Raw genomic sequence first — 21,382 nt, 5'->3', positions numbered from 1 at the left:
TGGGGGGATCAAGGAGAAGACGCTCAACCCCAATGCCTCACAACGAACGCATCACGACTGCAAGCCAGGCGCAAGTCTAGCTGCGGTGGCTGCGGCCTCGAGGACATCGTTGGACTCCCAGGGCGAGCTTAGGGTTAGGAACATATCGAACACGGCATCGGACTCTTCGAACGCGCCGAAGCAGTGAACCGTGTCCGCTTTGGAGACGTACTTCCGCAAAGTCGCGTAGCCGAGCAGCCGACCCTCTACGACATCGCGAAGAGTGCTTCGAGGGAAGCTCATCGCGATGAAAATCAGTGGCCTCATCGGAGCAGGCGACGTCTCGAGGTACATCGAGTGCAGCTCCCCGTCAGCGGCTGTGAGGTCGCGGAGCCGTCGCGCTTCATGGGCGATCCGCGCCCGTGTGCCCGGCTCGAGCTCCAGCAGACTTGTTGAAGCGCCCAGCCATCCGAAGGGGCGAGCCTCTTCCAACGTGGCCAGGATCTCATCCGACTCCGGATCTATCTCCTGTGCTGGTTTTGGTGCGGGGGTTTCGCGGAGTCCCTCGGTGTAGAACACCCAGGCGTCCAGATCGTTGGTGAGGTTGAGGATAAGGGTTGTCGCATCGGGCGAGCCCTCCGGGAACAGGCCCTCGGTGAGGTAGTGCATGACGTAGTCGAGCTCGTCGGCAGCCTGGATGTTATTCATGGTGCTGGCGCGGCGACGCCGGGACAGGAAGTGAATGAACTCAGCGGGCCGGTTAAGGAGCCGTGTGGTGACTTCCAGGTCGTGGATGTTGACCACCCACGGCGACGGGCTATCCTTGGGGATCAGCCCACTCTCGACAAGCTCGGACGTCACAGTGACGAGGTAGTTCAGGTCTTCCAACGACAGCGCGATGGTAAACACTTCGTCGACTTCGCTGACGTCGAGGTCCCAGTTCTTTCGGGTGCCGCTCGGCGAGGTTCTCACGTCCACCGCGGACACGATGTGGATTGAGGGGTCTTTCGCAATCAGGGCACGTAGCCGTTCAGCCTGTTCGGCGGCCTTGCTAATGATGGGCCCGAGCTCCTTCCAGAGCCTTACCGGGGCGCCGGCGCGAGCATACGGGGTCAACCGGTTGCTCTTCGCTTCTACGACGATGGCCACTTGTCCAATGACCACGAGTCCGTCCGCTTCAATCCGCTGCCCCGTCGGCCCGCGATACACAACATTCGCAAGAGCAACATCGGGGCGCAGCGCTTCGACAATGGCGTGCATGCCGCGGTGTTCAAGGTGCTGGCCCCGATGCTTCATGTAGTGCTGATCCATCGGCGCTTCGGTGAGAGCAGCCTCAAAGAGTTCGCGCATCCCGAAGATCAGCCAGGTGGGCTGCACCAGCATCCACTCACGCGTGCCCGTCGCGGTCAGCCGTGTGATGAAAGGTCGCGTCCGCATCCGGTTGTCGCCGTTGAGGAATGCCCGCGCCGCTCCCGCATTGTCGGCATCTAGGTCGATGCTCAGCCGCTCCAAAAGCGCGTTGAGCTGTGCCGCGTCAACGTCGCTGGCCTCGAGAAGGTCATCTAGGGAGAGACTCACCAGCGTGGACATAACCCCGAATGCGCGCGCCGTGATGAGCTTCGACATCGCGGCATCTCGACCGCTGCGATGCGCGGCCAGTAGCTCAACCAGTTCGGGCGAGGCGTCCACCGCCTGGTGAAGCTCCTCGCTCGCAGTTTGGAACTCGTCGGCCAGCCGCTGCGGGATGTACGAATTGAACGCGTCGAACACTGCGAACATCGCCTCAGGCCCAAAGCCGAGGCGGTCGACCACAGATTTCGTCACCTGGGGGGTGAAGAGTTCGCCGAGTAGCTGCCGTTCCTTCTGGTGGAAGCGCGGCAATCGGATATAGATCTCGCGGGTGATGGCGGCGGCTGTGAGTCGAGGTGCCACCTGCCCACCTTCGACGGGCTCTCGCCGTCGAACGAGTTGCTCAAACAGGACCCTCAGGGTCGCGGCGTGAAGGACCTTCGGCGCGAGCCTATGAACCTTGCCGAGGACGCGCGCGCTCGGAGCCTTGTTAGCGTCACCCGTCACCCGCTCCGCGAACAACAGGGCAACTAGTTCAGGCATGGCAAGCAGCCGCGTTCCGTCGGACCCATCGCCCGGCTCGGAAGCGATGGGTGCGACCGCGAGGAACATGTTCCCGATGACATCGAACGCGTCCGCTCCCCGTATCACGCGCCGCAGTTGCCACAGCAGATACGCCTGCCGGGCGCCGAAGAACCATGCGGCCGGGCGAGTGACGAAGCGGAGCAAGCTCATGCCCCCATCTTTCACACGCGCATCGCGATCGATGCCCAACCGAGGGGTGTGGCGCGTCGCGGCGTCCATCAGGGCGTTGATGCTTGATCGATGTCGGATTCAATCAGAAAGTAGGACGCAGCGAATCGTGGTCATTGGCGGATGCCGCGGTCGTTCTTCCCCGCCAGGCTGGACTCGCAAGCCCAGCGCGCCCCGATCCCTTCGGCGGCAGCCGGCGGCAGCCGGCGGCAACCGCCCGATGAGTGAGCCGAGGGCGGCAGTGACCTCGGCAGGCGCTCGAGTCGGCGACGTCGGGCTGGCCCGCGTCCGCTTGACCCGGGACACCTCCATTCCCGTAACAGTCGGCGCCGCCAGCCCTTCGCCTTGGCCAACGTGCATAAGGAGGGACACAGCTGGGGCCTAGCTGTTCGCCGGAGCCGTCAGCTGTTCGCGGGCGAGGTTCGCGGTCAGTCGCAGCTGCGGGTGTGTCTGCACGATCTCGCACTGCCTCTGGCCGGGTAGACCGAGTTCATGCAAGATGTTCAGGATGACCATTGCCGTGGTCACCTCGACCACGGCAGCAAGTTCCTCTAGCGAGTGATTCGGGGTCCTGCCCTCGTGGGCGAGGTCGTTCCGTGCTTTAGTGGTTCGCCTCGCCCACCTGTCTACGTCGGGAATAAGAAGCGCTATCGCGTCTTGATCCGGGCGCGCGGCAAGCGCGTACAAACGGTCGCGAAGTGTCGGATCGTTGCGTAGTGAGCCCTTGAAACGGGCGCGATGCTTCTCAGGAACTTGCTCAAGCATCGCGTTGCGCAAGCGCTCAAACTCCTCCGGCGGGAACGGTCGCTCGTCGATCCTCAAGCCCCGGTGTAGCACTTCCGCGGCACCCACCGCGGTCAGCAGATTGGCCTCAACATACCGCGCAGGAGCGTACCGGAGCCCAAGGATCATGTTCGTCGCAGCGTGAAGTCGTTCGCGTGCCTCGCACCAGCGCGGCATAACCTCCTCGAACCGGAGGGACTCGCACGTAAAGAAGACATGGTGATGACTGACGGCCGTCGCATCCTGCTTCCCCACCGCGGAGGGCGAGTAAATCGCCTCAGCATAGCGAGGTCGCGCAGGACGACCTGGAACCTGATGCGGATCGGGCCCTGCCAGCTCAAGCCGAAGCCAGATCACACCAGCCGCACGATGCGTAGCGAAAGCGATCAGGTCTTGCACGAGAGCTACCGCGGCCACCGCATCCCTCCACGAGATCGGCTCTCTCGGGACGATACGCATGAAAGCCGTGTCCCGCATGCGACCGACCGTCCCACCTGTCCGGCGATCGAGAAACGGCAGCCCGTAAGAATGCTCTAGCCGATATTCCGTCTCGCCCACCAGGACAGATTCAGCGGCGCGTCGCGAGACCGAGATGCTCCCACTCCCGTCAAGTTTGCCGTCGGGAGCACCAATGACCGTCTCCAACACAGAGGATGCAGCCCATGCTCCCATGTCCTCGACCGACACTGCAGCGGCAGCGAACGTAACGTCACGGTCGCCGCCAATGTGCACGCCGACCAGCGCTGTCGTCGCGTCGATGATCTGCTTGTCCGGACTGTCAACGCGCGCCCCGTAGGTTCGCAGGCCACCGGTGGGGATACACCCGAGAAGGGTGATTTCACGGTGCTCGGCGGCGCCGTGGATCACGTCCCACGTGCGGTGACCCTCGTGGACCGCTGTTACCCCGGGAGCAGGGGTGGACGTGATTCGGTCCTCGAACGCACCGATCAGGGAGAGCTCAAGCCCATTTCCGGGCCGGTAATGCAGTATGCCCGGGATCGGGTTCTCCTGCTCGTCCGGCAGCCACCACATGCCCTCCCACCGACGTGACTCGTCGAGGTCCACACGATCGTCACCCATCACCCAGCCCGCCTCGACTCTCAGCGTCCGTGAACTACCCGGTCGCGGAAGGTCGAACTGACAAACATCTGGTATCGCTGCTCCATGGCTCGATGCTACCGAGAGGGCCCGACGCCAACCGCGGCCGGCACCCGTCAAGTACGCGCACGACGCACGCGCACCTCACCAGGCCCTTTGCACGGTAGCGGCGGATAGCCACACCGCAGAGCCGATGCGATCGCTGAGACGCTGTCGCGTCCATTCCAGTGGCCTCCGGTCAGGCCACCTCGTCGAGCTCGTCACGTGCTTATGCCAGCGCGGATGAGTCACCGGGCGCGCGAAGCACGATGCTTCACTCGCCCCGACCGGCGTCGTCGCGCGATCGATCGTCAGCGTCTATGGTGCCTGACAGGATCTCCGCCGTTCAAGGGTTGCGAGGGCCGCTTTGGATTGATCCGCCGATGTGGTCGTAGTGATGCACATATGAGAGTGATGTCTGCTCACCAGTGCCGGCCGACTTGTATAGCGACTGAGCGAACGTGCCCGGAACAGGCAGTTCTATCTGAAGTCGGACGTTGTCGCTTTCCACTTTGACAATGTGCCCATCGAGGGGGCCGCCGCGAAGGAGGGCACGGTAGTAGCCGCCAACGGGTGCTTCGTTGCTCATTCCCCCATCATTCCAAGCGTCGACGGTCGGCGTCGAGGGGTTTGCCCGTCACGTTTTGTGCCAGCCGCGGCGCGCGCGCCGATCTGGCTGCGCGGTTGCGCGTAGCCAATTGCGTCGCAGCTCGCCCGGCGCCACCCGCGAACGTCGGCGCCCCGGCCTTGAGGCGATGAACGCATGGCCGGACCTCGAGAGGGAACCCGAGCTGGAGCAGCCTCTGTACATCGTCTGAATGTCAGAACCGATCACTCCGCGCCGTGCCAATCTCGGTGATCAGTCCACGCGCGCGCGTGACCTGGGCCACGTTCGGCTAGCGCGATTCCTCGCGCTCTGTGGCAGTTCGCACTCCCTGCTCCTCGAGCCGAGCGACCAGGTCCTCAAGCGTGACAACGACGTTGTCGTCTCGTCCAAGCTTCGCTAGAACCTGTTTCATCTGGGCGCCAGTAGCTCGCTCCGCCACCACATAGTCCGCGTAGGCTGCGCCACTGCTCAGGAAGAACATGTCGGTGAGATCGTTCTCGCGCCAGGTCCACCCGGAGTCCGTCAACCGACGCACGTAGAGCTCAACGAAGATTCCGAGCATCGGCATCTTCGCAAAGAAGTAGGGCACGTCGGCGGCGGGCAGGTCGAGACTAGCCGTTGGCTGGCCGAGGGCAGCCAACGCCAATGAGATCGCCTCGGAATGGTCTTCGAGGGCGGCAGCGTAGGCGGCTCGCCGTCGCGCGGTCTTGTCAGCGATGTTTGCGAGCTGTCGTTGGAGCCCCGTGTGCTTCCGCGCCCAGTTGGTCGCGATCGGATCGGGCGTTGGGTCAGGATCAGTAAGCATCTCCAAAATCACTGTCGGGCAACCCATGGCAAGAATGAAGAGCTCGCTTGAGTCGGGTTCGGTCGCTGCAACCTCTCGCGGATCATCCATCCACGCGTAGGGCTCCAATGTCACGCCTGCTCGGGGGGGCGGTTGCTTTGCATCCATCAGGCCGGCGACAGCGATCAGGATCTCGTGGCGGGCCACCGCGAGCGGGTGCCGAAGCTGCCAGCCGCCCGCAAGCTGCGCGATCGAGATTCCCAAGGCGTAACGTCGGTTCCCGTACATTGCGCCTGTTTCCCGAACGGTGGCCGATGACACGGGAAGCACGATCCCTGCATCAGACGCGAGTTCTGCGACGCGAAGCGCGGCTGCACGTTCGGACTCCGACCGAATCCGATGTGATCCGGTCCTCGCTGCAGCGAGCGAGCTCCAGTGGTTTTGGTCCAGGTATACCGTTATGCGCCCTCGAAGTGGGTTCCGCTCAACCGGCGAATACGTCTGCGCGAAGACGACGTCGCCAGTCTTCGTGATGTTGATCGTTGTCCACTTCTCCCAGTCGAAGATCGTTCGGGCGACCTCTGAGGCGATGAGATCACTGACTTCGATGGGTCCGGAGATGGTCTGACCGTCCTGAAGATAGACAGTCGCCGTGCCGGCGGTTCGATCCATCACCCAGTACTTGAATACCTTGCCAGACAGAGTGATGGGCGGGTCAAGGGCCATCTGCGTATGTTATCGAGGGCCCGCAGCATGCATGGCAGACAGTCAACGAGTAGTCCCGGCGGGCTTCACCCTTCAGAGACCATGTTGTCGGAGCCGTGCCGAGAGCTATGCTCCCCGCATGGGGAACTCCAACTGGGGAGGAGGACGCCGATGCGTGAGACGTCGATAGGCTTCGGCATCGTCCAAGTCGTTGTCACGCTCTTCGTCGCGGCACTGCTGATCTGGCTCGCCCTCGGACTGGCCATAGCGCTTCTCCTCGGCTGGGGAATATTCCATCTCGTGGTCACCCTTCGCGACCGCGGCTACGTTGAAGCAGCTGCAGCGGCCGCAAGCCCTTCGACGGCCGGCCGCGCGCAACATGTATGGGCAACGGCGCCAGAACGTGAGACGACGAACGTGCTCGGACTGGTGTCCGTCGTCATGCTCGCTCTGGCCGGAATCCCCACCCTCCTCGGGAGCTTCTCTTGGCTCGGGGTCGCAAGCGCCGGTACGGCGGCCGTCATTGCGCTGCTCGGAAGAGCGCAGCGACCGATCTCGCCTGCAACACGGTTCGCGCTGCTCGCGACCGCGGCCATCGGCACAATGCTGGCGGTTCTTGGAGTAGTCAACGTATGGGCTCAGACTCCAACCACCCTCTATGGGTCGAACTGGGGCGACGAGCAAGGCAAAATGGTCTCGATCGCCCAGCTTCAGAAGGAGCTCCCGTGCGTCGACAAAGCCGTCAGCCCCGCTGAACGGGACCAGAGCTTCTACTCCGTCGACGTCGATCAATTCCAGGCGACAGCAACTTGCCATCTGCGTCACGGCAACGACGTTCTGCCCTCCATGTTCGTCCAGGCGACATCAGCAGACCAGCTTGAGCGCATCTTTGCGGCAGGCGCGATCGTCGTCCAACGGAATCGCGACGTTGACCTCTGGGTCGAGCGTGACGGTGCGGTTGCCGTCATCACCGCGGACGACAAATCCTACGACCTGGCCCAACATGCCGGCACTACGTGGATCAGCCTCGATCCGAAGCCAGGCGATTGAGCGCAATACCAGTCGCACGCGTCGCACAATGCGCCCCACCCTGCCAATCGTGTCAACGTCGAGAACGCCAACCACGTCCGTAATCCATCCCGGATATGCGAACGTCCTGACGAACCCACGCTTCGCGGCCCCGAAGGTCGCGCTCCACATGGCGTTCAGCCTCTTGTGAGACAGATTCCCACCGTAGGGGTGCCCCACCAACGGCCAGATCCGCGAGATTCCGCGGATTCACGCGGGTCACAACAGCGCGTCGAGCCCGATTGGGAAGACTTGGGAAGACAAAACAAGCGGAGAATCTTCCCAATTTCTTCCCAAAACGCCGATCAGCGCCTCTCGAAAGAGGCGCTGATCGGGTGTTTATTTGGCGGTGACGGTGGGATTTGAACTCTTCCGTGGAAGGCTCACGTGACCCGTGCTGGATGCGGTATGGCTGAGTTCACGCGGGTTCGCGACATCGAAGAACAGGCTTGAGCAGAGTTCGAACGAGTTCTCTCGGGAGAGTTTCTCTACAAATCTTCCCGCGATCTTCCCACCAGGGCCGCCCGCGAACTCATGGGTGGATCCATCCGAGACGGGAAAGTATGTTCGGTGGGGCTTGGGCTCAACGGGAATTCAAGCACCGCAACTATGCTGCCGAGCCTACGCCTCGCTGCGGATGCGTCATCAGCCATCGCCGGGCTACTGAGCTTCGTCGGGCGCCTTCACAAACCCAAGTTCGGTCTGCGACAGTGCCCAGCGAACATCAGTATCCGTGAACAGGAACGACCGATCGTCGCCACCCTCGTTGGAGAACGGGTCTGCTGCACGGATACGTGACACCTGATCAGTGGTGCAGGTAACGCTGCTTCGAACACCCGCACGCACAACGACGTTGACGCATGCTGACTATCGTGCAGCGAGGACCCCTCGATCGACCTCCTGACGGGTTGGCAGGTCAGCTCCAGCGCGGGATACGGTGATTGCCGCCGCGACCGCTGCACGGTTACCCAGGGTCTGAAGCGACTCGGGGTCTGTCGAAGGATCGTCGAGCATCTGGTCGATCAAACATGCCATGTAGGTGTCGCCGGCCCCGACTGTGTCGCGGATTCGAACGGTGGGTGCCGCAACTCGGGTGGTGCCGTGCTCTGACGAGAGCACCGCACCATCAGCTCCCTTGGTCATCACTGCGAGGCGCGGGCCCGACTCGAGGATGCGGGTGAGCACTTCTTCTGCGGGCCGCCCCGGGTAGAGCCAGGCCGCGTCCTCGTCGCTGAGCTTTACGACGTCCGACAGTGCACAGATCTCTGCCACGCGGCGCGCGGCTCCCGCGTGCGTCGTCAGTATCTCGGAGCGGATGTTCGGGTCGAAGCTGACTTGAACGTTGCCGCGCGCCTTCTCGAGGAAGGTGAGAATACTGGTGGCGCCAGGTTCGAGGAAGCAGGCAACAGAGCCCACGTGCACAAACTGGACCCCTGCCGTCTCGATCCCGTTTTCGAGTCTCCATGACAGGTCGAAGTCGTACTGTGCACTGCCGTCGCCACCGATGACTGCGCGCGCAGTCGACGTGCGTTCCAGCGAAAAGGAGTCGCCGTCGACGACCACTCCCCCGGCTTCGAGATGGTCCTTGATGCGGCGGCCGCGTTCGTCGCGCCCGAGGGCGGTGCGAAGACGCACCGCCCTCCCGAGCCGGCCGAGCCCAAGCGCGACGTTTGCGGGCGACCCTCCGACGTGCTCCTCGGGTGCGACGCCACGTCTTTCGACGATGTCGATCAGCGATTCGCCGATGACGAGAACGCTGGCGACAGGCGTGCCGCTCATTAGATCGCACCCTTCATACGAGCGAGTAGACCGTGACTTCGGCGGAGTCGGTCGCGATATCGAAGCCGTCGCCGGCGGGCGAAATCGCGGCGCCGAACAGCCCGGCGTCCGATGACAATTCGAGCACGGGACCGTCAAGGACCACCCGGATCCCGCCGCGGACTGGCACAGACCATTCCCTGCCGCCGATCACGATCGATGCAGAGCCACCAGTCCGGATGATCTGGGCCGTTTCCTCTCCCCCAGAACTGATCGCGACGCTGCCGTCACCAGCGCGCCAAACAATGTCCGCGCCGAGCCCGTCGGTCCGACCGTCCGCGACGGGGCCGGATCGATGCGCCGCCACATCGGGGTGGGGCTCGGCGATGAGCGTGTCGCCCTCCAGGCGCAGTCGGTGGGGGACGCTGTGTGCGCTTGCCCATCCCTCTTCGATATCGGCGATGCCGCGCATCCAGAACGAGAGGCAGGGCTGTTCGGCCGCGTCGAGGAACAAGGAGGGTGCGTAGTAGCTCTCCCCATACGTGAGCCGTCCCCACGTGTCGGCGGTGAACTGTCCGTCCGCGTACGTCCCGAGCGCGTAGCCGGCGTAGTGCAGAACGTCATCGTCCCAGACCGACGAGACCATGACGGCGCGACCGCCGAGGTGGAAGATCTGAGGACACTCCCACAGTGCCCCCATCCAGACCTGGTCCGTCTCAGTCGTCGACCGCTGTAAGGCGATGCCGTCGTAGGTCCAGTTGTCGAGGTCATCGGACACGTACGACAGGGCGGTCGCTGTGCCATCGCGCAGCCCCGCTCCGACGAACATGCGCCACTCGTCATCCTCTTTGACGAGGAACGGGTCGCGGTATGCAATGATGTCGAGCCCGGCAGGAGCTTCGGCGACGGTGGCTCCCTTCTGCCAGGAGTTCCAGTCGTCCGCCTCAGGGATGGCCACTCGGATTCTGCCGATCCCGAAGTCCGGCATGGAAGTCGCGGTGTAGAAGATTCTCACGTCGTCGCCGTCCTGAACGAGGGATCCAGTCCAGATACCGTCGTCGCCGTCGCCGGGGGCAATTGCAACCGGCCCCTCCGCGAGCGAGAGAAGGTCTGGTCCGGTCGCGTGCCCCCAGTGGCAGTTCGGCGCCCAGCTCGTGCTGCCTGGGACGTACTGGTAGAAGACGTGGTACGCGCCGTCTCGGTAGGTGATGCCGTGCGGATCGTTGATCCAGCCCGAGTGGGCTGTGAAGTGGAGGCGAGGTCGCATGTCAGGCCTCTTTCCCCGTCGCGGTGACACTCGCGTCGAAACGCCGGCGGACATCTTGAGCGATCTCTGCGTTGGATGCTTCCCACTGGTCGACCTGCGCGCGTCGCTCCTCACGCAGTGCGTCTCGCTTGGCTAGGAAGTCACGCATCCGCGCGGCCGCAGCGTCACGTGCTTCGCGCTGGTCCTCGGTGAGCTCCGGCAGAGGGGCCTGGATGACCCGGTCGATGGGTCGCAGGGGCAGCCGTTCCGCGACATCGGGGATGGACAGCGTGGGTGACGGGAGCGTTTGGTACCAGTACGCGGTCGAGGACCACTCGTCCGACAGATGGTTGCCGTGACCGTGCTCGAACGTGACCTTGATCCGCTTCTCGAAACGGATGGGGTCGGCCAGGTGGAACCGGTAGCTGTGATGGAAGCCGGGGACGTCCTCCTCATGCACGATCGTGCCGTTGAAGAGGTAGGCATTGCGCTGCATGCCCCACGCATGGCCGAAGTAGTCCTCCATGCCGGTGCCGTGAAGGCTGGGCGGCCAGGTGTCGTCGTCGATGAAGATCATGTCGTCGCCTTCTCCCCACCAGGATCCCTGGAAGTGCCGCACGGCCAGCGTGGTTCCCACGTAGTGCCCCCGACCCTCGGTCTCGAGGGCGACGTAGTTGTCTTTACCGTCGAGGTTGGGCAGCGTGGTTTCGATACTGTTCGCCTGCAGGTCCGGACCCCAGCCGGTGTTCGGCAGTGCTCGCCGCCAATGCGCGTGGAAGTACACCGTGTCCTCTGGAAGGGGCTCCGGTGCGAGTTCGTAGTCGATGTAGAAGTACTGGAGGTAGGGAATGTCGTTCTGGTTCTCGACGACGATCCGTGCGCGCTTGCCGAAGGGCATCCGGAAGTAGCTGTTGAAGGCGGCGCTGCCACCGAAGGTGTGCAGCTCCGGCTCCTTCGCGGAGACCGACAGCGGAAGCGACTCGTACGATCCTGACAACGAGTTCATCAGTCCGAAGAAGTCGCCCAGCGGCGCGATGACGCTCGGAGTCTCCTGGTCGTCCCAGTACATCTTGAGCACAACCTTGCGGTAGTAGTCAGGATCGACAACCTCCCAGCTCACGCCGAGCGCGTTGTGGATCTCGAGCATCGGGACGCCGACGACGTTCGGGTCGATCTGGCCGGGACCTGGCTGGATGCGGCAGGACTGCGTCATCCAGATGTGTGTGATGAACCCCGGCCCTTCGATGTCGGCGAGCGTGCGCTGCTCGCCGGGCATGATGAGCCAGTTGTCTCGGTTGCGACCGGTCTGATCGAAGCTGGATGCCCGCGCGGAGCGCCCTCGTCTGGCCTGCGTCAGGTCGCCGAGCAGCCCCGTTGCCTGGGGAATGTGATCGGTCATCGTCGTCCTCTCTCCGCCCGCGTGGGGCGCTGGTGATGGGCGAAACTCCATCGAAACGTTTGTCTGCCGGGTAACGATAGATCAGGTCGGCGAGCATCGCAAGCGTCGGTCTCTGGCCTTGACTTTCCAGCACTGCTGGACCGGTCAGCAGGAGTGCGATAGATTTGCGCAAACACTGACTGCAACGCCCGATGATGAGCAGAAACGGAGCACGAACTCATGGCGACGATGGTGGATGTGGCGCGGATCGCTGGTGTATCGATCTCGACGGTCTCGCACGTACTCAACGGCACGCGGAACGTGGAGCCGGCCACTCGCAAGAAGGTGCAGAGCGCCATTGAGCAGACCGGCTACCGGCAGGACACGCTGGCGCGTGCGATGCGGCGATCCCGAACCGAGAGCATCGGCCTGGTCGTGTCGGACGCGGGCGAACCCGCATTCGCCGAGATGGTCCACGGCGTGGAGAACGCGGCAGCGGAGCGCGGGCTGACACTTCTGCTGGCAAACTCTGCCGAGGACGCAGACCGTGAGCAACGGGCGGTGCGGACACTGCTCGACCGTCGGGTCGATGGGCTGATCCTGGCGAGGGCGGCGGCGTCGCCGGATTCTCTGCTCGCCGGGCTTCGCGACGACAAAGCTCCCATCGTCCTGCTCGATCGCCTCTATCGCGACCTGCCGTTCGATCAGGTCGGCGGCGAGAACCGCGATTCCATGCGGCAGCTCGTCGGGCACCTGACGTCTCGCGGGCATCGGCGGTTTGCGGTCATCGCCGGCGATCTGCGGGTACCGACTCTGCAGGAGCGCCTCGACGGCTTCTTCGACGGGCTGCGTGACGCCGAAGTCGACCCCGTGGACCAGCTCATCGTCAAGGACTCGAGCCTCGACGCACTGACGCATGCCCTGGGTGATCCCGCATCCCGGCCGACCGCGGTGATCGCGTGCAGCACACCCCTTGCCGTTCAGGGGTTGACCGCCCTCGAAGCCAGCGGCCTGTCAACCCCGGCGGATGTCGCTTTCGCGACCTTCGACGGGTTCGCCTACCCCGATCTCTTCTCTCCCCGACTCACCACCGTTCGTCAGCCGGCGTACGACATGGGAGTCGCAGCGGTGGGCCTGCTTGCGGACCGTCTGGCCTCCCCCGACTCGAGCCCGAGGACGCTCCGCCTGCGGCAGGCGCTCGAGCTGCGCGAGTCCACCGAACTGCACTCGGTTGCAGAGCGGGCTTGACAGCTCGAATTGGGCGTCCTACTGTGTGACAAACGTTTCTCGCAAACGTTTCGATAGAAGTCCACGAAGACCCGAACCATCAAAGGAGATGACCGTGCGACGCACAGCACATCCTCGACGCATCCGGCGCATCGCGCTCGGCCTTGTCGCCGTGACGGCCGCCGCCCTCACCCTGTCCGCCTGCGGTTCCACTGCCTCCTCGGCGGACGGCAAGACGAACATCACGCTGTCCATGCAGAACGCCGACGTGAAGACCGCAGACCCCGCCACCTGGGCGATCGTGCAGGCGTTCCAGAAGGCGAACCCTGACATCACCGTGACCGTGTCTGGTGAAGCCGTCGCCGACCACCTCCAGAAGCTCTCGATCGCCGCCCAGAGCGACACCCTCCCCGACATCTTCTGGGTGTACAAATCGACCGCCGAGCAGATGCAGAAGGCCGGCAAGCTGCTCGACCTCGCCCCCGTCCTCAAGGACCTGAAGCTCACCGACTCGTTCCCGAAGAGCACGATCGCGAACTTCTCGAACGGCAACGTCATCTATGGCGTCCCCTACCAGGGGTTGCTCACCGGGCTGTGGGTCAACACCAAGATCCTGTCCGACAACGGCCTGACACCCCCGAAGACGTTCGACGATCTCGTGAAGGTCACCAAGGTGCTGAATGCGAAGGGGGTCACCACGATCTCCAACGGGGCGAACCAGTCATCGTTCAGCGTCTGGGCGTTCCTCACGATGCTTGACAGGTATGGCTTTGGGGACAAGGTCAAAGGACTCCTCGACGGGTCGGTGAAGTACTCGAACGACGAATTCCTGCGTCTGTACCAGCACATCGACCAGCTCCGGAAGGCAGGAGCGTTCCCGTCGAATGTGTCCACGCAGACCTATCAGCAGGCGGTCGACCAGTTCACGAGCGGCAAGGCAGCGATGCTCGATTCCGGTGTCTGGGCATCCAGCGCGATCCAGGCCTCGCCCATCGCGCCGAACATCTCCTTCTGGCAGGGACCCCAGTTCTCCGATGGTGTCGGGGAGCAGAACATCATCATGAACGTGGCATCCGCACCGTTCGCTGTCGACCACAAGGTGGCGAACGACGCGAAGAAGCTCGATGCGGTGAAGAAGTTCCTCGCGTTCTACTACAGCGACGAGGCCCAGCAGATCCTTGTCGACAACGGACAGCCGCCGGTGACGACCTACAAGGCCAAGCTCGACGCGCAGAAGCAGGGCGCGCTCAAGGCCGCTCTGGATGCTGCAACCGCGGACGGCGTGACAAGCCCGCTGTCGCAGCCCGACCTGCTGGTGCCGACTCCTGTCGCCAACTCGATGTACGACAGCATCTACGGGGTGATCGAAGGCCAGCTGACGCCAAGCGCGGCAACGGACCTCGTTCAGAAAGCCCTGGACAGCAACCAGCAGTAGCCCGCACGGGCGGGGCCAACACGGCCCCGCCCCCCACTTACGAGGAGTCAATTCATGATCTGGGTGAGCAACCGCTGGAAGATCCTGGCGATGCTGGGGCCCGCGCTCATCGTCTTCACGATGTTCGTCATCTACCCCCTGGCCTACTCGGGTGTGTTCAGCTTCACCCGATTCCAGGGCTTCGGAGAGCCCAAGTGGATCGGGTGGGACAACTACAAAGCCCTTCTGATCGACCCGTTCTTCTGGCAATCGCTGCAAAACACGTTCGTCATTCTGATCGTCAGCCTTGCCGTCCTCATCCCGTCATCCTTCGCACTGGCGATGCTGCTGCAGCGAACGATCCGCGGCGGCGGCGGCATGCGGGCCCTCGTCTTCGGGCCGGCGATCATTGCGCCGATCCTCGTGGGTCTCATCTGGGTGTTCATCCTCGACCCGAAGATCGGACTGCTCAACCGTGTGCTTGGAGCGTTGGGCGTCCCACCCGTGCAGTGGATCGGTGGAAACTACCTCACGCCGATCTCCGTATCCCTGGTCTTCATCTGGAGCAGTATCGGCTTTGCGATGACCATCTTCTACGCGGGACTCCAGCTGCTGCCGGCGGACGTGCTCGAAGCCAGCGCCCTCGATGGCGCCACCGGCTGGCAACAGACATGGCACGTGAAGATCCCGATGATGCGCGAGACATTCGCGATCGTCACGATCCTGATGATCACCAACGTCTTCAAGATCTTCGAACTCGTCTACATGCTCACCGGCGGCGGTCCCGTCCACCGTTCCGAGACACTCGTCAGTTACATGTACTTCGTCACGTTCACCAATCAGCAATACGGGTACGGCATGGCGCTCGCCGTGATCATCACGGTCCTCGGCGCCATCGTCTCAATCGGATACCTCGTCGCCGCCCGACGCAAGGAGAAGCTCGCGTGAGTGCCACCATCACCAGCCCGGAGACGCCCACGGTCGCTCCCCGATTGTCCACGAAAGCAGGGTCGAACGGGGGCAAGCGGCGTCGTCGCACCTCCCGTGTGCTGGCTGTGATCGCCTATCTGGTCACGTTCCTGATCATCACCCCGATCCTCTGGATCGTTCTCCTCTCTTTCCAGCCAAGCAGCAACATCCTCGGCAACCCCCTCTCGCTTGCAGAGCTGACGGTGCGGAACTACGCGAACGCGATCACATCGCTGCCACTGCTCCGGATGTACGGCAACACAATCTTCATCGCAGTAGTGTCCGTGACCGTGGGAACCGCGATTTCGTTCATGTCCGCATTCGCTCTCACGCGCATGGTGTTCCGCCGACGCCGCGTGCAATCGTCCCTGCGTTTCTACCTGCTCGCCGGTCTCGCCGTCCCCGTCTACATCCTGCTGTTTCCCGTCTACCAGCTCGATCTGGCGCTTGGTGTCTTCGGGACGTACTGGGCGCTCATCCTGCCCTACGTGGCCGTCTCGATCCCGTTCAACACCCTGCTCATGACCGGCTTCCTTCGGGAGTTCCCCACAGAGATCGAGGAAGCAGCGATCATTGACGGCGTCGGGCTCTGGCGGCTGTGCTGGACGGTCGTCCTGCCACTGATGAAACCCGTCATTGCCACGATCCTCATCTTCAACGTGGTCTACGTGTTCAACGAATTCCCGTTCGCGTCGATCCTGATCAACAACCCCGACATGGTCACAGTGTCTCTCGCCGTCTCACGATTCCAGGGACAATACACCGTCGACTACGGCGGAATGATGGCAGCAGCCACCCTCGTCCTCTTGCCGCAACTGATCATCTACGCGATCTTCCAGCGGCAGGTAATCGCAGGTATGACCGTCGGCGCCGTCAAAGGCTGAAGACTCGCCCGCCAGGTGGGGAACGGGCGGGACGTGGGAAGGCAACTCTGCGTTGCCGCGGGTGTTGGCCGCCTTCATCTCGGCGTCGGCAGCCCGTGGTCGGACGCCCGAACTGGCGGCGCATTCGAAGCAGAACCGACGCGGTGCCTGCGGCGCCTTCCCGAGGAGGCGCGCGGCTAGTTTTCTTCCCGCCTGCTGACGGAGGAGCGGGAGATGATCGGCATAGCGAGAAGCAGATGCGATGGTTCCGTTATCCCAAGCAGCATCTCGATCCCGCGGCTTGCCATGTCTTCATACGGGAGACGGGCAGTCGTGAGGGCGGGGCGCACGAGCGCGGCGAGATCCTCGTCATCGAATGAGACGACGGAAACGTCTTCTGGGATGCGGAGCCCACGCTCCCCGAGCGCCTGGTAGATCCCGAGGGCGACGCCGTCGGTGGCCGCGATGATGCTGGTGAGCCCCGGGTGCGAGTCCATCATTCGATGTGCCTCCGCGTAGCCGAGCTCGGTTGACCAGCCCTCAGCGATCGATTCCACTGGGGTCACTCGTCGGGCCTGAAGCGCGTCACGGATTCCTGCGACGCGGCGCGCGATCGTGGCCGACCGCCGCAGGTCAACTGCGACGGTCGGCAGATCCGCGATGAAGCCGATGCTTCGGTGACCCGCGTCGAGCAGCACGTTGGCAACCCGTCTCCCCGCGGTGTACTCGTCGGGCAGGATGCTCGGCATCCCGTCGGGCGTGATGCCGTTGACGACGACCACGGGAATGTCGTGGCGTGGTGGCGGGACGGTGATCATGCGGGCGACCATGAGGCCGACGAGGATGCCGTCGACGCGGCGATCGCTCATCTCCTGGACGGCGTCTGTGAGCTGCGTCGGGCCGTCGCCTGTTTCTGCGATGAGCACAGCGTGGCCGTCTTTGCGAGCGGTTCGAACGGCTCCCCGCACCATGGACGACGCGAAACGGGTGATCGTGACTTGGTCCGAGATGAACCCGATGGTTCGGGTCTTCCCGGACCGGAGGCTTCGCGCGGCGGGGTTGGGCCTGTAGCCCAGCGACTGTGCAGCAGCTCGTGCACGCGCGACCGCGTCATCGGATAGCCGTGTGCCGGGTCGTTCGTTGAGGATGAGACTGACCGCTGCCTTCGACAGGCCGGCAAGCTTCGCCACGTCAGCGAGCGTGGGGCGACGGGTCGCGGTCATCACTTCGCTCCCGAGCACAATGCCACGATTTGGCGGATGCGGCGGTTGCTGCGGCCCAACATCGGTGCCTCGCCCCGATCATGTGAGGCGGAACGCGGACCCGCTCGCCTGGTCAGCGGAGAATATCCCGTGGCCTGCTCGCGGAGCGGGGAAGGCAAGCGCTCCGAACGAGCCGATCAGTTCCACGACGGAGCCGTCGGTAAGGAGTCGTACCGGGCCGGTGCAGGGAACGCTCCACGTTCCGGCGTCGGCCACGGCGGTGAGGATGCCATCGACCCGCTCGAGTCGGAACACGTTTCGGTCAGCTTCATCGAGTGACAGCTGGCCTCCGCCGGTCCATTCGACGTCGAACGCTCGGCCGAGACTCACGGGGGTGTGCGCCAGGTTCTCAAGCGGGATTGCTTCGCCGCGGTGCTGGAGGAGACTCTGCGGCAGGGTGATCTGGAGCGTGCCGTCCTTCAGCGTCAGCTGATGGGGAACGCTGTGCGCGCCGGCCCATTCCCCCTCCGGGTCCGTCACGTCGCGAAGCCAGTAGATGATGCCGGGCGCGCCTGCGTCGTTGCGGAACACGGCTCCTGCGTAGTACGACGGTCCGAACGTCAGTCGCTGCCAAGGCGACTCCTGCACGAATCGGCCGTCATCGAGGTCGCCGAGCGCGTATGCCGTGTAGTGCGGGCGGGTGGGTTCCCAGACCGAGACGATGAGGACCCACCGTCCATCGATCTCGACCAGCTGCGGGCACTCCCAGACGGACCCTGTCCAGAGTTCGTCGCGTTCACTCTTGTGGCGCGACGCGACGATGCCACCATAGGTCCAGGTGTCGAGGTCGTCGGAGACGTACCCGTATGCGATGGCTGTGCCATCCGTGCGGCCCGAGCCGATCAGCATCCGCCAGCGTGCACCGTCGTGGAAGACGAACGGGTCTCGGAACGCGACGACGCTCTCGCCGTCGGGGAGCTGAGCGACGATCTGACCCTTGTCCCACTTCTCCCAGCTCGTGGCGCTTCCGACGGCTGGGCGTGCGATCCTGGCGTTGCCGATCTCGAAGGCCTTGTCGTCCACGGACGTGTAGAACATCGTGGTTCGATCTGATTCATCGACGACGACGCTCCCTGACCAGCATCCGCCGTCCCCTTCACCGGGTTCGAGCGCGATCGCGTGCGCCTCCCACGTCAGCAGGTCCGTCGATGTCGCGTGACCCCATCGGCATTGCGGAACCCATCGGGTCGTTTCCGGCACGTACTGGTAGAAGAGGTGATATCGGTCGTCACGAAAGGTCAGCCCGAGCGGGTCGTTGATCCACCCGGACGCCGAGGTGAAGTGGAATGCGGGACGCATGCGGGTCCTTTCGCGAAGGGATCAGGCAACTAAGCCCTGGGGGCAGAAACGGAGTCGCCCGCGACGATCGGGCATGCCAAGAGGGTGGGGTGGGATGCCAGCAGCCGGTTTTCGGCGTGCCCGGCGATCTGGTCCGCGAGGGTGTTCAACGCCCAGGCGCCCATGTCGTAGTGCGGGAGGGCGACGGTCGTCAGCGCGGGGAAGAGGCTCCGGGGAAGCGGAGCCTGGTCGTCGAACCCGACGATCGAGACATCATCCGGTATGCGCAGGCCCAGTTCGGCGACGGCGCGGTATGCGCCCATGGCCATTCGGTCGTTGTAGCAGAAGACGGCGGTCGGTCTGACGTCTTTCGGGCGGTTGAGCACAGCGAGGGCGGCGGCGTATCCCCCGCCGGCCTCCGAGTCCCCCTCGACGATCAGCCCGCTGGTGTCGAGTCCGGCAGACGCCATGGCCTCGGCGTACCCGACGGCTCGTCCTCGCGTCGCTGGGACGTCGACGGAGCTTGCCAGGAACGCGATCCGACGGTGGCCGCGACCGGCGAGCATGTCCACGACGCTCGCGGCTCCCGCGCGCTCGTCCGGCACGACCGACGGAATCTCCCCCGTCGCGTCACGCGCACCGATGAGGACGGACGGCGACTTGCGCATCTCGGCGGGCGGAACGACCTCATCGTGGAAGACCGTGGCGTAGATAATGCCGTCGACGTGACGCTCGAGAAGGGAGCGAATCTCCTCCGGCCCGACCTCGAGTTCGCGGTTCAAGCTGGCGTTGATGATGGCAAGAGCGAGGTTCCGACTGGTGGCGGCTTCCTGTGCGCCAAGGATGATCTGGCCGGCGTACGGGGTGGTCGCGATCTCTTCGGTGACGAGCCCGACCATCTCCGATGTCCGGGTGCGCAACCCTCGAGCCAGCCGATTCGGGCGGTACCCGAGCGCCTCCGCGGCGGTCCGGATCCTTTCCTTCGTCTCTTCGCTCGTGCGGGTGTGGGGCACATCGTTGAGCACATGCGACACGGTCGTGACAGAGACGCCCGCCGCCGCGGCCACATCCTTGATACCCACAGTTCTTGCCGGCATGATCGCCCTCCCTGAACGGCCTGAGCCGCCGTCTTTCGTAGACTGCAGACCCTCCAACCGAACAATACAGTTCTACCGCTTGACAATACGATTTGGCAAATCGTATTGTCGACGTGTCGGCACGCTGCCCAGCGTGTTGGCCCTGTTCAATCCACATCACAGAACGGATCCGAAGTGATGAAGCTTCGCCACTTGCTGCGTCCCGGGGGACGCAGCGCAACCACAGCATCCGCGGTGGCCATCGCCGCAGTCGCCGCAATCACCCTCAGCGGTTGCGGGGCCGGGGGCACCAGCAGCTCCGGCCCCAAGACCCTCACAGTCCTGGTGGAGGCGGGAGGCCACGCGGAGCTCCAGCCCATCGCCGACCTGTACAAGAAGGACAAGGGCACCACCGTCAAATTCGTCGAGCTCCCCTACAACGGCCTGTACAACCGGGTCAACAGCGAGCTGTCGTCCGGAAGCATCTCCTTCGACGTCGCCGCGCTGGACGCGATCTGGCTGCCCGCCTTCAAGGACGGGCTCACATCGTTGAACAGCTTCTTCACCGCAGAGGTCAAGAGCGACAACTTCCCCGCCATCCTCGACGAAGCCAAGGGCGGCGGCAGCAACTACGTCGGCGTTCCGGCGTTCGCCAACTCCGAAATCGTCTACTACCGCACCGACCTCTTCAACAACGCCAAGAACAAGACGGCGTTCCAGAGCGAATTCGGGTACCCGCTCGCCGCGCCGACCACCTGGCAGCAGTACAGCGACATCGCGAAGTTCTTCACCAAGGGCAGCCTCTACGGCACCGGGCTTCCGGGGGCGGTCGAAACCCAGTACCTGTCGACGCTGTCGCAGGCCGGTGAGAAGAACATGGTCCTCAACCCCGCGGGCACCGCGTCCACGCTCGGCGACTCGTACAGCCTGAAAGCGCTGGACTACTACACCAGCCTCGTCAAGTACGCGCCCCCCGGAACGGCCGCCGCGGACTGGAACGCGGTGCAGAACCAGTTCTACCAGGGCAAGACTGCCATGATGCAGTTCTGGGCACACGCCTACCGACAGGTGCCCACCTCGTCGCCGGTCTACGGCAAAATCGGCGTCGCCGCGCTGCCCGCCGGCCCCGCCGGCATCGCGGGCGTCCCCGGGCCCTTCTACCTCAGCATCCCGAAGGCCGGCAAGAACCCGACCGCCGCGATGGACTTCGTGAAGTTCGCGTACGACCACCAGGCGCTGAGCGCGACCACCTCGCTTGGCCTGGTCGCACGCATCTCGGTGCTGAAGCAGTTCGAGGACAAGCCCGGCTACGCCGCCTACCGACCGATGATCGAGACGCTCTCGGCACCGGCGACCATCTCGCGACCCTCCAGCCCCCACTGGCAGAACATCGTCGACAACGCCCTGGTCCCGATGCTGCAGAAGGCGGTCGTGCCCGGAGCGAACAACAGTCAGCTGCTGCAGGCAGCCGCACAACAGGTGAACTCCATTGTCTCCAAGTAGTCTCACGGGCGGGCGGTCCTCCG

At 64.0% G+C, this 21,382-nt stretch carries 16 protein-coding genes; 6 read left to right on the top strand and 10 right to left on the bottom strand.

Features of this window, described 5'->3' with window-relative positions; translation table 11 throughout:
• Positions 1–51 precede the first annotated feature (51 nt).
• The 4 genes from LK09_RS14695 to LK09_RS14685 all read right to left on the bottom strand — a co-directional run bounded on the left by LK09_RS14695 (position 52) and on the right by LK09_RS14685 (position 6,338).
• A complete protein-coding gene (locus tag LK09_RS14695; RefSeq protein ID WP_039401000.1) occupies positions 52–2,352 on the bottom strand; it encodes a hypothetical protein in 2,301 nt (766 codons plus the stop codon).
• Positions 2,353–2,682: 330 nt separating this feature from the next.
• Positions 2,683–4,164, bottom strand: a complete 1,482-nt coding sequence (locus LK09_RS14690) for an ApeA N-terminal domain 1-containing protein (protein ID WP_039400998.1) — start codon at positions 4,162–4,164, stop codon at positions 2,683–2,685.
• A gap of 403 nt (positions 4,165–4,567) precedes the next feature.
• On the bottom strand, positions 4,568–4,810 hold the full coding sequence (locus tag LK09_RS21565) for a hypothetical protein (protein ID WP_156138840.1): 243 nt from the start codon (positions 4,808–4,810) through the stop codon (positions 4,568–4,570).
• Positions 4,811–5,117: 307 nt separating this feature from the next.
• Positions 5,118–6,338, bottom strand: coding sequence for a hypothetical protein (locus LK09_RS14685; RefSeq protein ID WP_039400995.1), 1,221 nt, complete (start codon positions 6,336–6,338; stop codon positions 5,118–5,120).
• A 150-nt stretch (positions 6,339–6,488) separates the two neighbouring features.
• Between LK09_RS14685 and LK09_RS14680 the strand changes: the two genes are divergently transcribed.
• Positions 6,489–7,367 (top strand): hypothetical protein, encoded by an 879-nt coding sequence (locus LK09_RS14680; protein WP_039400991.1) that lies wholly within the window; start codon positions 6,489–6,491, stop codon positions 7,365–7,367.
• An 885-nt stretch (positions 7,368–8,252) separates the two neighbouring features.
• Here LK09_RS14680 and LK09_RS14675 read toward each other — a convergent pair.
• From LK09_RS14675 to LK09_RS14665, 3 genes are read right to left on the bottom strand one after another with little or no spacing between them, the layout of a single operon-like run.
• Positions 8,253–9,164, bottom strand: a complete 912-nt coding sequence (locus LK09_RS14675) for a carbohydrate kinase family protein (protein ID WP_039400989.1) — start codon at positions 9,162–9,164, stop codon at positions 8,253–8,255.
• A gap of 13 nt (positions 9,165–9,177) precedes the next feature.
• A complete protein-coding gene (locus LK09_RS14670; RefSeq protein WP_039400986.1) occupies positions 9,178–10,410 on the bottom strand; it encodes a glycoside hydrolase family 32 protein in 1,233 nt (410 codons plus the stop codon).
• 1 nt (position 10,411) lies between these two features.
• Complete coding sequence (locus LK09_RS14665; RefSeq protein WP_082008279.1) at positions 10,412–11,788, bottom strand: glycoside hydrolase family 172 protein; 1,377 nt, start codon at positions 11,786–11,788, stop codon at positions 10,412–10,414.
• 219 nt (positions 11,789–12,007) lie between these two features.
• Here LK09_RS14665 and LK09_RS14660 point away from each other — a divergent pair, with 219 nt between their 5' ends.
• From LK09_RS14660 to LK09_RS14645, 4 genes are all read left to right on the top strand, one after another.
• Positions 12,008–13,015, top strand: coding sequence for a LacI family DNA-binding transcriptional regulator (locus tag LK09_RS14660; protein ID WP_039400984.1), 1,008 nt, complete (start codon positions 12,008–12,010; stop codon positions 13,013–13,015).
• Between the two features lie 94 nt (positions 13,016–13,109).
• Positions 13,110–14,429, top strand: a complete 1,320-nt coding sequence (locus LK09_RS14655; RefSeq protein WP_197061062.1) for an ABC transporter substrate-binding protein — start codon at positions 13,110–13,112, stop codon at positions 14,427–14,429.
• A gap of 54 nt (positions 14,430–14,483) precedes the next feature.
• Positions 14,484–15,356, top strand: a complete 873-nt coding sequence (locus tag LK09_RS14650; protein WP_039400981.1) for a carbohydrate ABC transporter permease — start codon at positions 14,484–14,486, stop codon at positions 15,354–15,356.
• Complete coding sequence (locus LK09_RS14645) at positions 15,353–16,261, top strand: carbohydrate ABC transporter permease (RefSeq protein ID WP_039400978.1); 909 nt, start codon at positions 15,353–15,355, stop codon at positions 16,259–16,261. Before LK09_RS14650 ends, LK09_RS14645 begins: the two co-directional genes overlap by 4 nt.
• A gap of 176 nt (positions 16,262–16,437) precedes the next feature.
• Here the strand turns inward: LK09_RS14645 and LK09_RS14640 are convergent, their stop codons facing one another.
• The 3 genes from LK09_RS14640 to LK09_RS14630 all read right to left on the bottom strand — a co-directional run bounded on the left by LK09_RS14640 (position 16,438) and on the right by LK09_RS14630 (position 19,877).
• Positions 16,438–17,430, bottom strand: a complete 993-nt coding sequence (locus tag LK09_RS14640) for a LacI family DNA-binding transcriptional regulator (protein WP_231563064.1) — start codon at positions 17,428–17,430, stop codon at positions 16,438–16,440.
• Between the two features lie 111 nt (positions 17,431–17,541).
• The gene (locus tag LK09_RS14635; RefSeq protein ID WP_052226815.1) at positions 17,542–18,801 is read right to left on the bottom strand and encodes a glycoside hydrolase family 32 protein; all 1,260 of its coding nucleotides are present in this window, start codon (positions 18,799–18,801) and stop codon (positions 17,542–17,544) included.
• Positions 18,802–18,830: 29 nt separating this feature from the next.
• Positions 18,831–19,877 (bottom strand): LacI family DNA-binding transcriptional regulator, encoded by a 1,047-nt coding sequence (locus tag LK09_RS14630; protein ID WP_039400972.1) that lies wholly within the window; start codon positions 19,875–19,877, stop codon positions 18,831–18,833.
• A gap of 234 nt (positions 19,878–20,111) precedes the next feature.
• Here LK09_RS14630 and LK09_RS14625 point away from each other — a divergent pair, with 234 nt between their 5' ends.
• A complete protein-coding gene (locus tag LK09_RS14625) occupies positions 20,112–21,359 on the top strand; it encodes an extracellular solute-binding protein (protein ID WP_231563055.1) in 1,248 nt (415 codons plus the stop codon).
• Positions 21,360–21,382 lie beyond the last annotated feature (23 nt).

Source organism: Microbacterium mangrovi (genome assembly GCF_000802305.1).
In the GTDB taxonomy this organism is placed as follows: Bacteria; Actinomycetota; Actinomycetes; order Actinomycetales; family Microbacteriaceae; genus Microbacterium; species Microbacterium mangrovi.
Note: the sequence above shows the minus strand (reverse complement) of the source record. Positions and strands in the feature narration are given on the sequence as shown.

What these genes read in the sequence shown, in the direction of transcription:
- LK09_RS14695 (WP_039401000.1), bottom strand. Translation starts at nt 2,352, where the DNA reads ATGGACGCCGCGACGCGCCACACCCCTCGGTTGGGCATCGATCGCGAT.
- LK09_RS14690 (WP_039400998.1), bottom strand. Translation starts at nt 4,164, where the DNA reads ATGGGTGACGATCGTGTGGACCTCGACGAGTCACGTCGGTGGGAGGGC.
- LK09_RS21565 (WP_156138840.1), bottom strand. Translation starts at nt 4,810, where the DNA reads ATGAGCAACGAAGCACCCGTTGGCGGCTACTACCGTGCCCTCCTTCGC.
- LK09_RS14685 (WP_039400995.1), bottom strand. Translation starts at nt 6,338, where the DNA reads ATGGCCCTTGACCCGCCCATCACTCTGTCTGGCAAGGTATTCAAGTAC.
- LK09_RS14680 (WP_039400991.1), top strand. Translation starts at nt 6,489, where the DNA reads ATGCGTGAGACGTCGATAGGCTTCGGCATCGTCCAAGTCGTTGTCACG.
- LK09_RS14675 (WP_039400989.1), bottom strand. Translation starts at nt 9,164, where the DNA reads ATGAGCGGCACGCCTGTCGCCAGCGTTCTCGTCATCGGCGAATCGCTG.
- LK09_RS14670 (WP_039400986.1), bottom strand. Translation starts at nt 10,410, where the DNA reads ATGCGACCTCGCCTCCACTTCACAGCCCACTCGGGCTGGATCAACGAT.
- LK09_RS14665 (WP_082008279.1), bottom strand. Translation starts at nt 11,788, where the DNA reads ATGACCGATCACATTCCCCAGGCAACGGGGCTGCTCGGCGACCTGACG.
- LK09_RS14660 (WP_039400984.1), top strand. Translation starts at nt 12,008, where the DNA reads ATGGCGACGATGGTGGATGTGGCGCGGATCGCTGGTGTATCGATCTCG.
- LK09_RS14650 (WP_039400981.1), top strand. Translation starts at nt 14,484, where the DNA reads ATGATCTGGGTGAGCAACCGCTGGAAGATCCTGGCGATGCTGGGGCCC.
- LK09_RS14635 (WP_052226815.1), bottom strand. Translation starts at nt 18,801, where the DNA reads ATGCGTCCCGCATTCCACTTCACCTCGGCGTCCGGGTGGATCAACGAC.
- LK09_RS14630 (WP_039400972.1), bottom strand. Translation starts at nt 19,877, where the DNA reads ATGCCGGCAAGAACTGTGGGTATCAAGGATGTGGCCGCGGCGGCGGGC.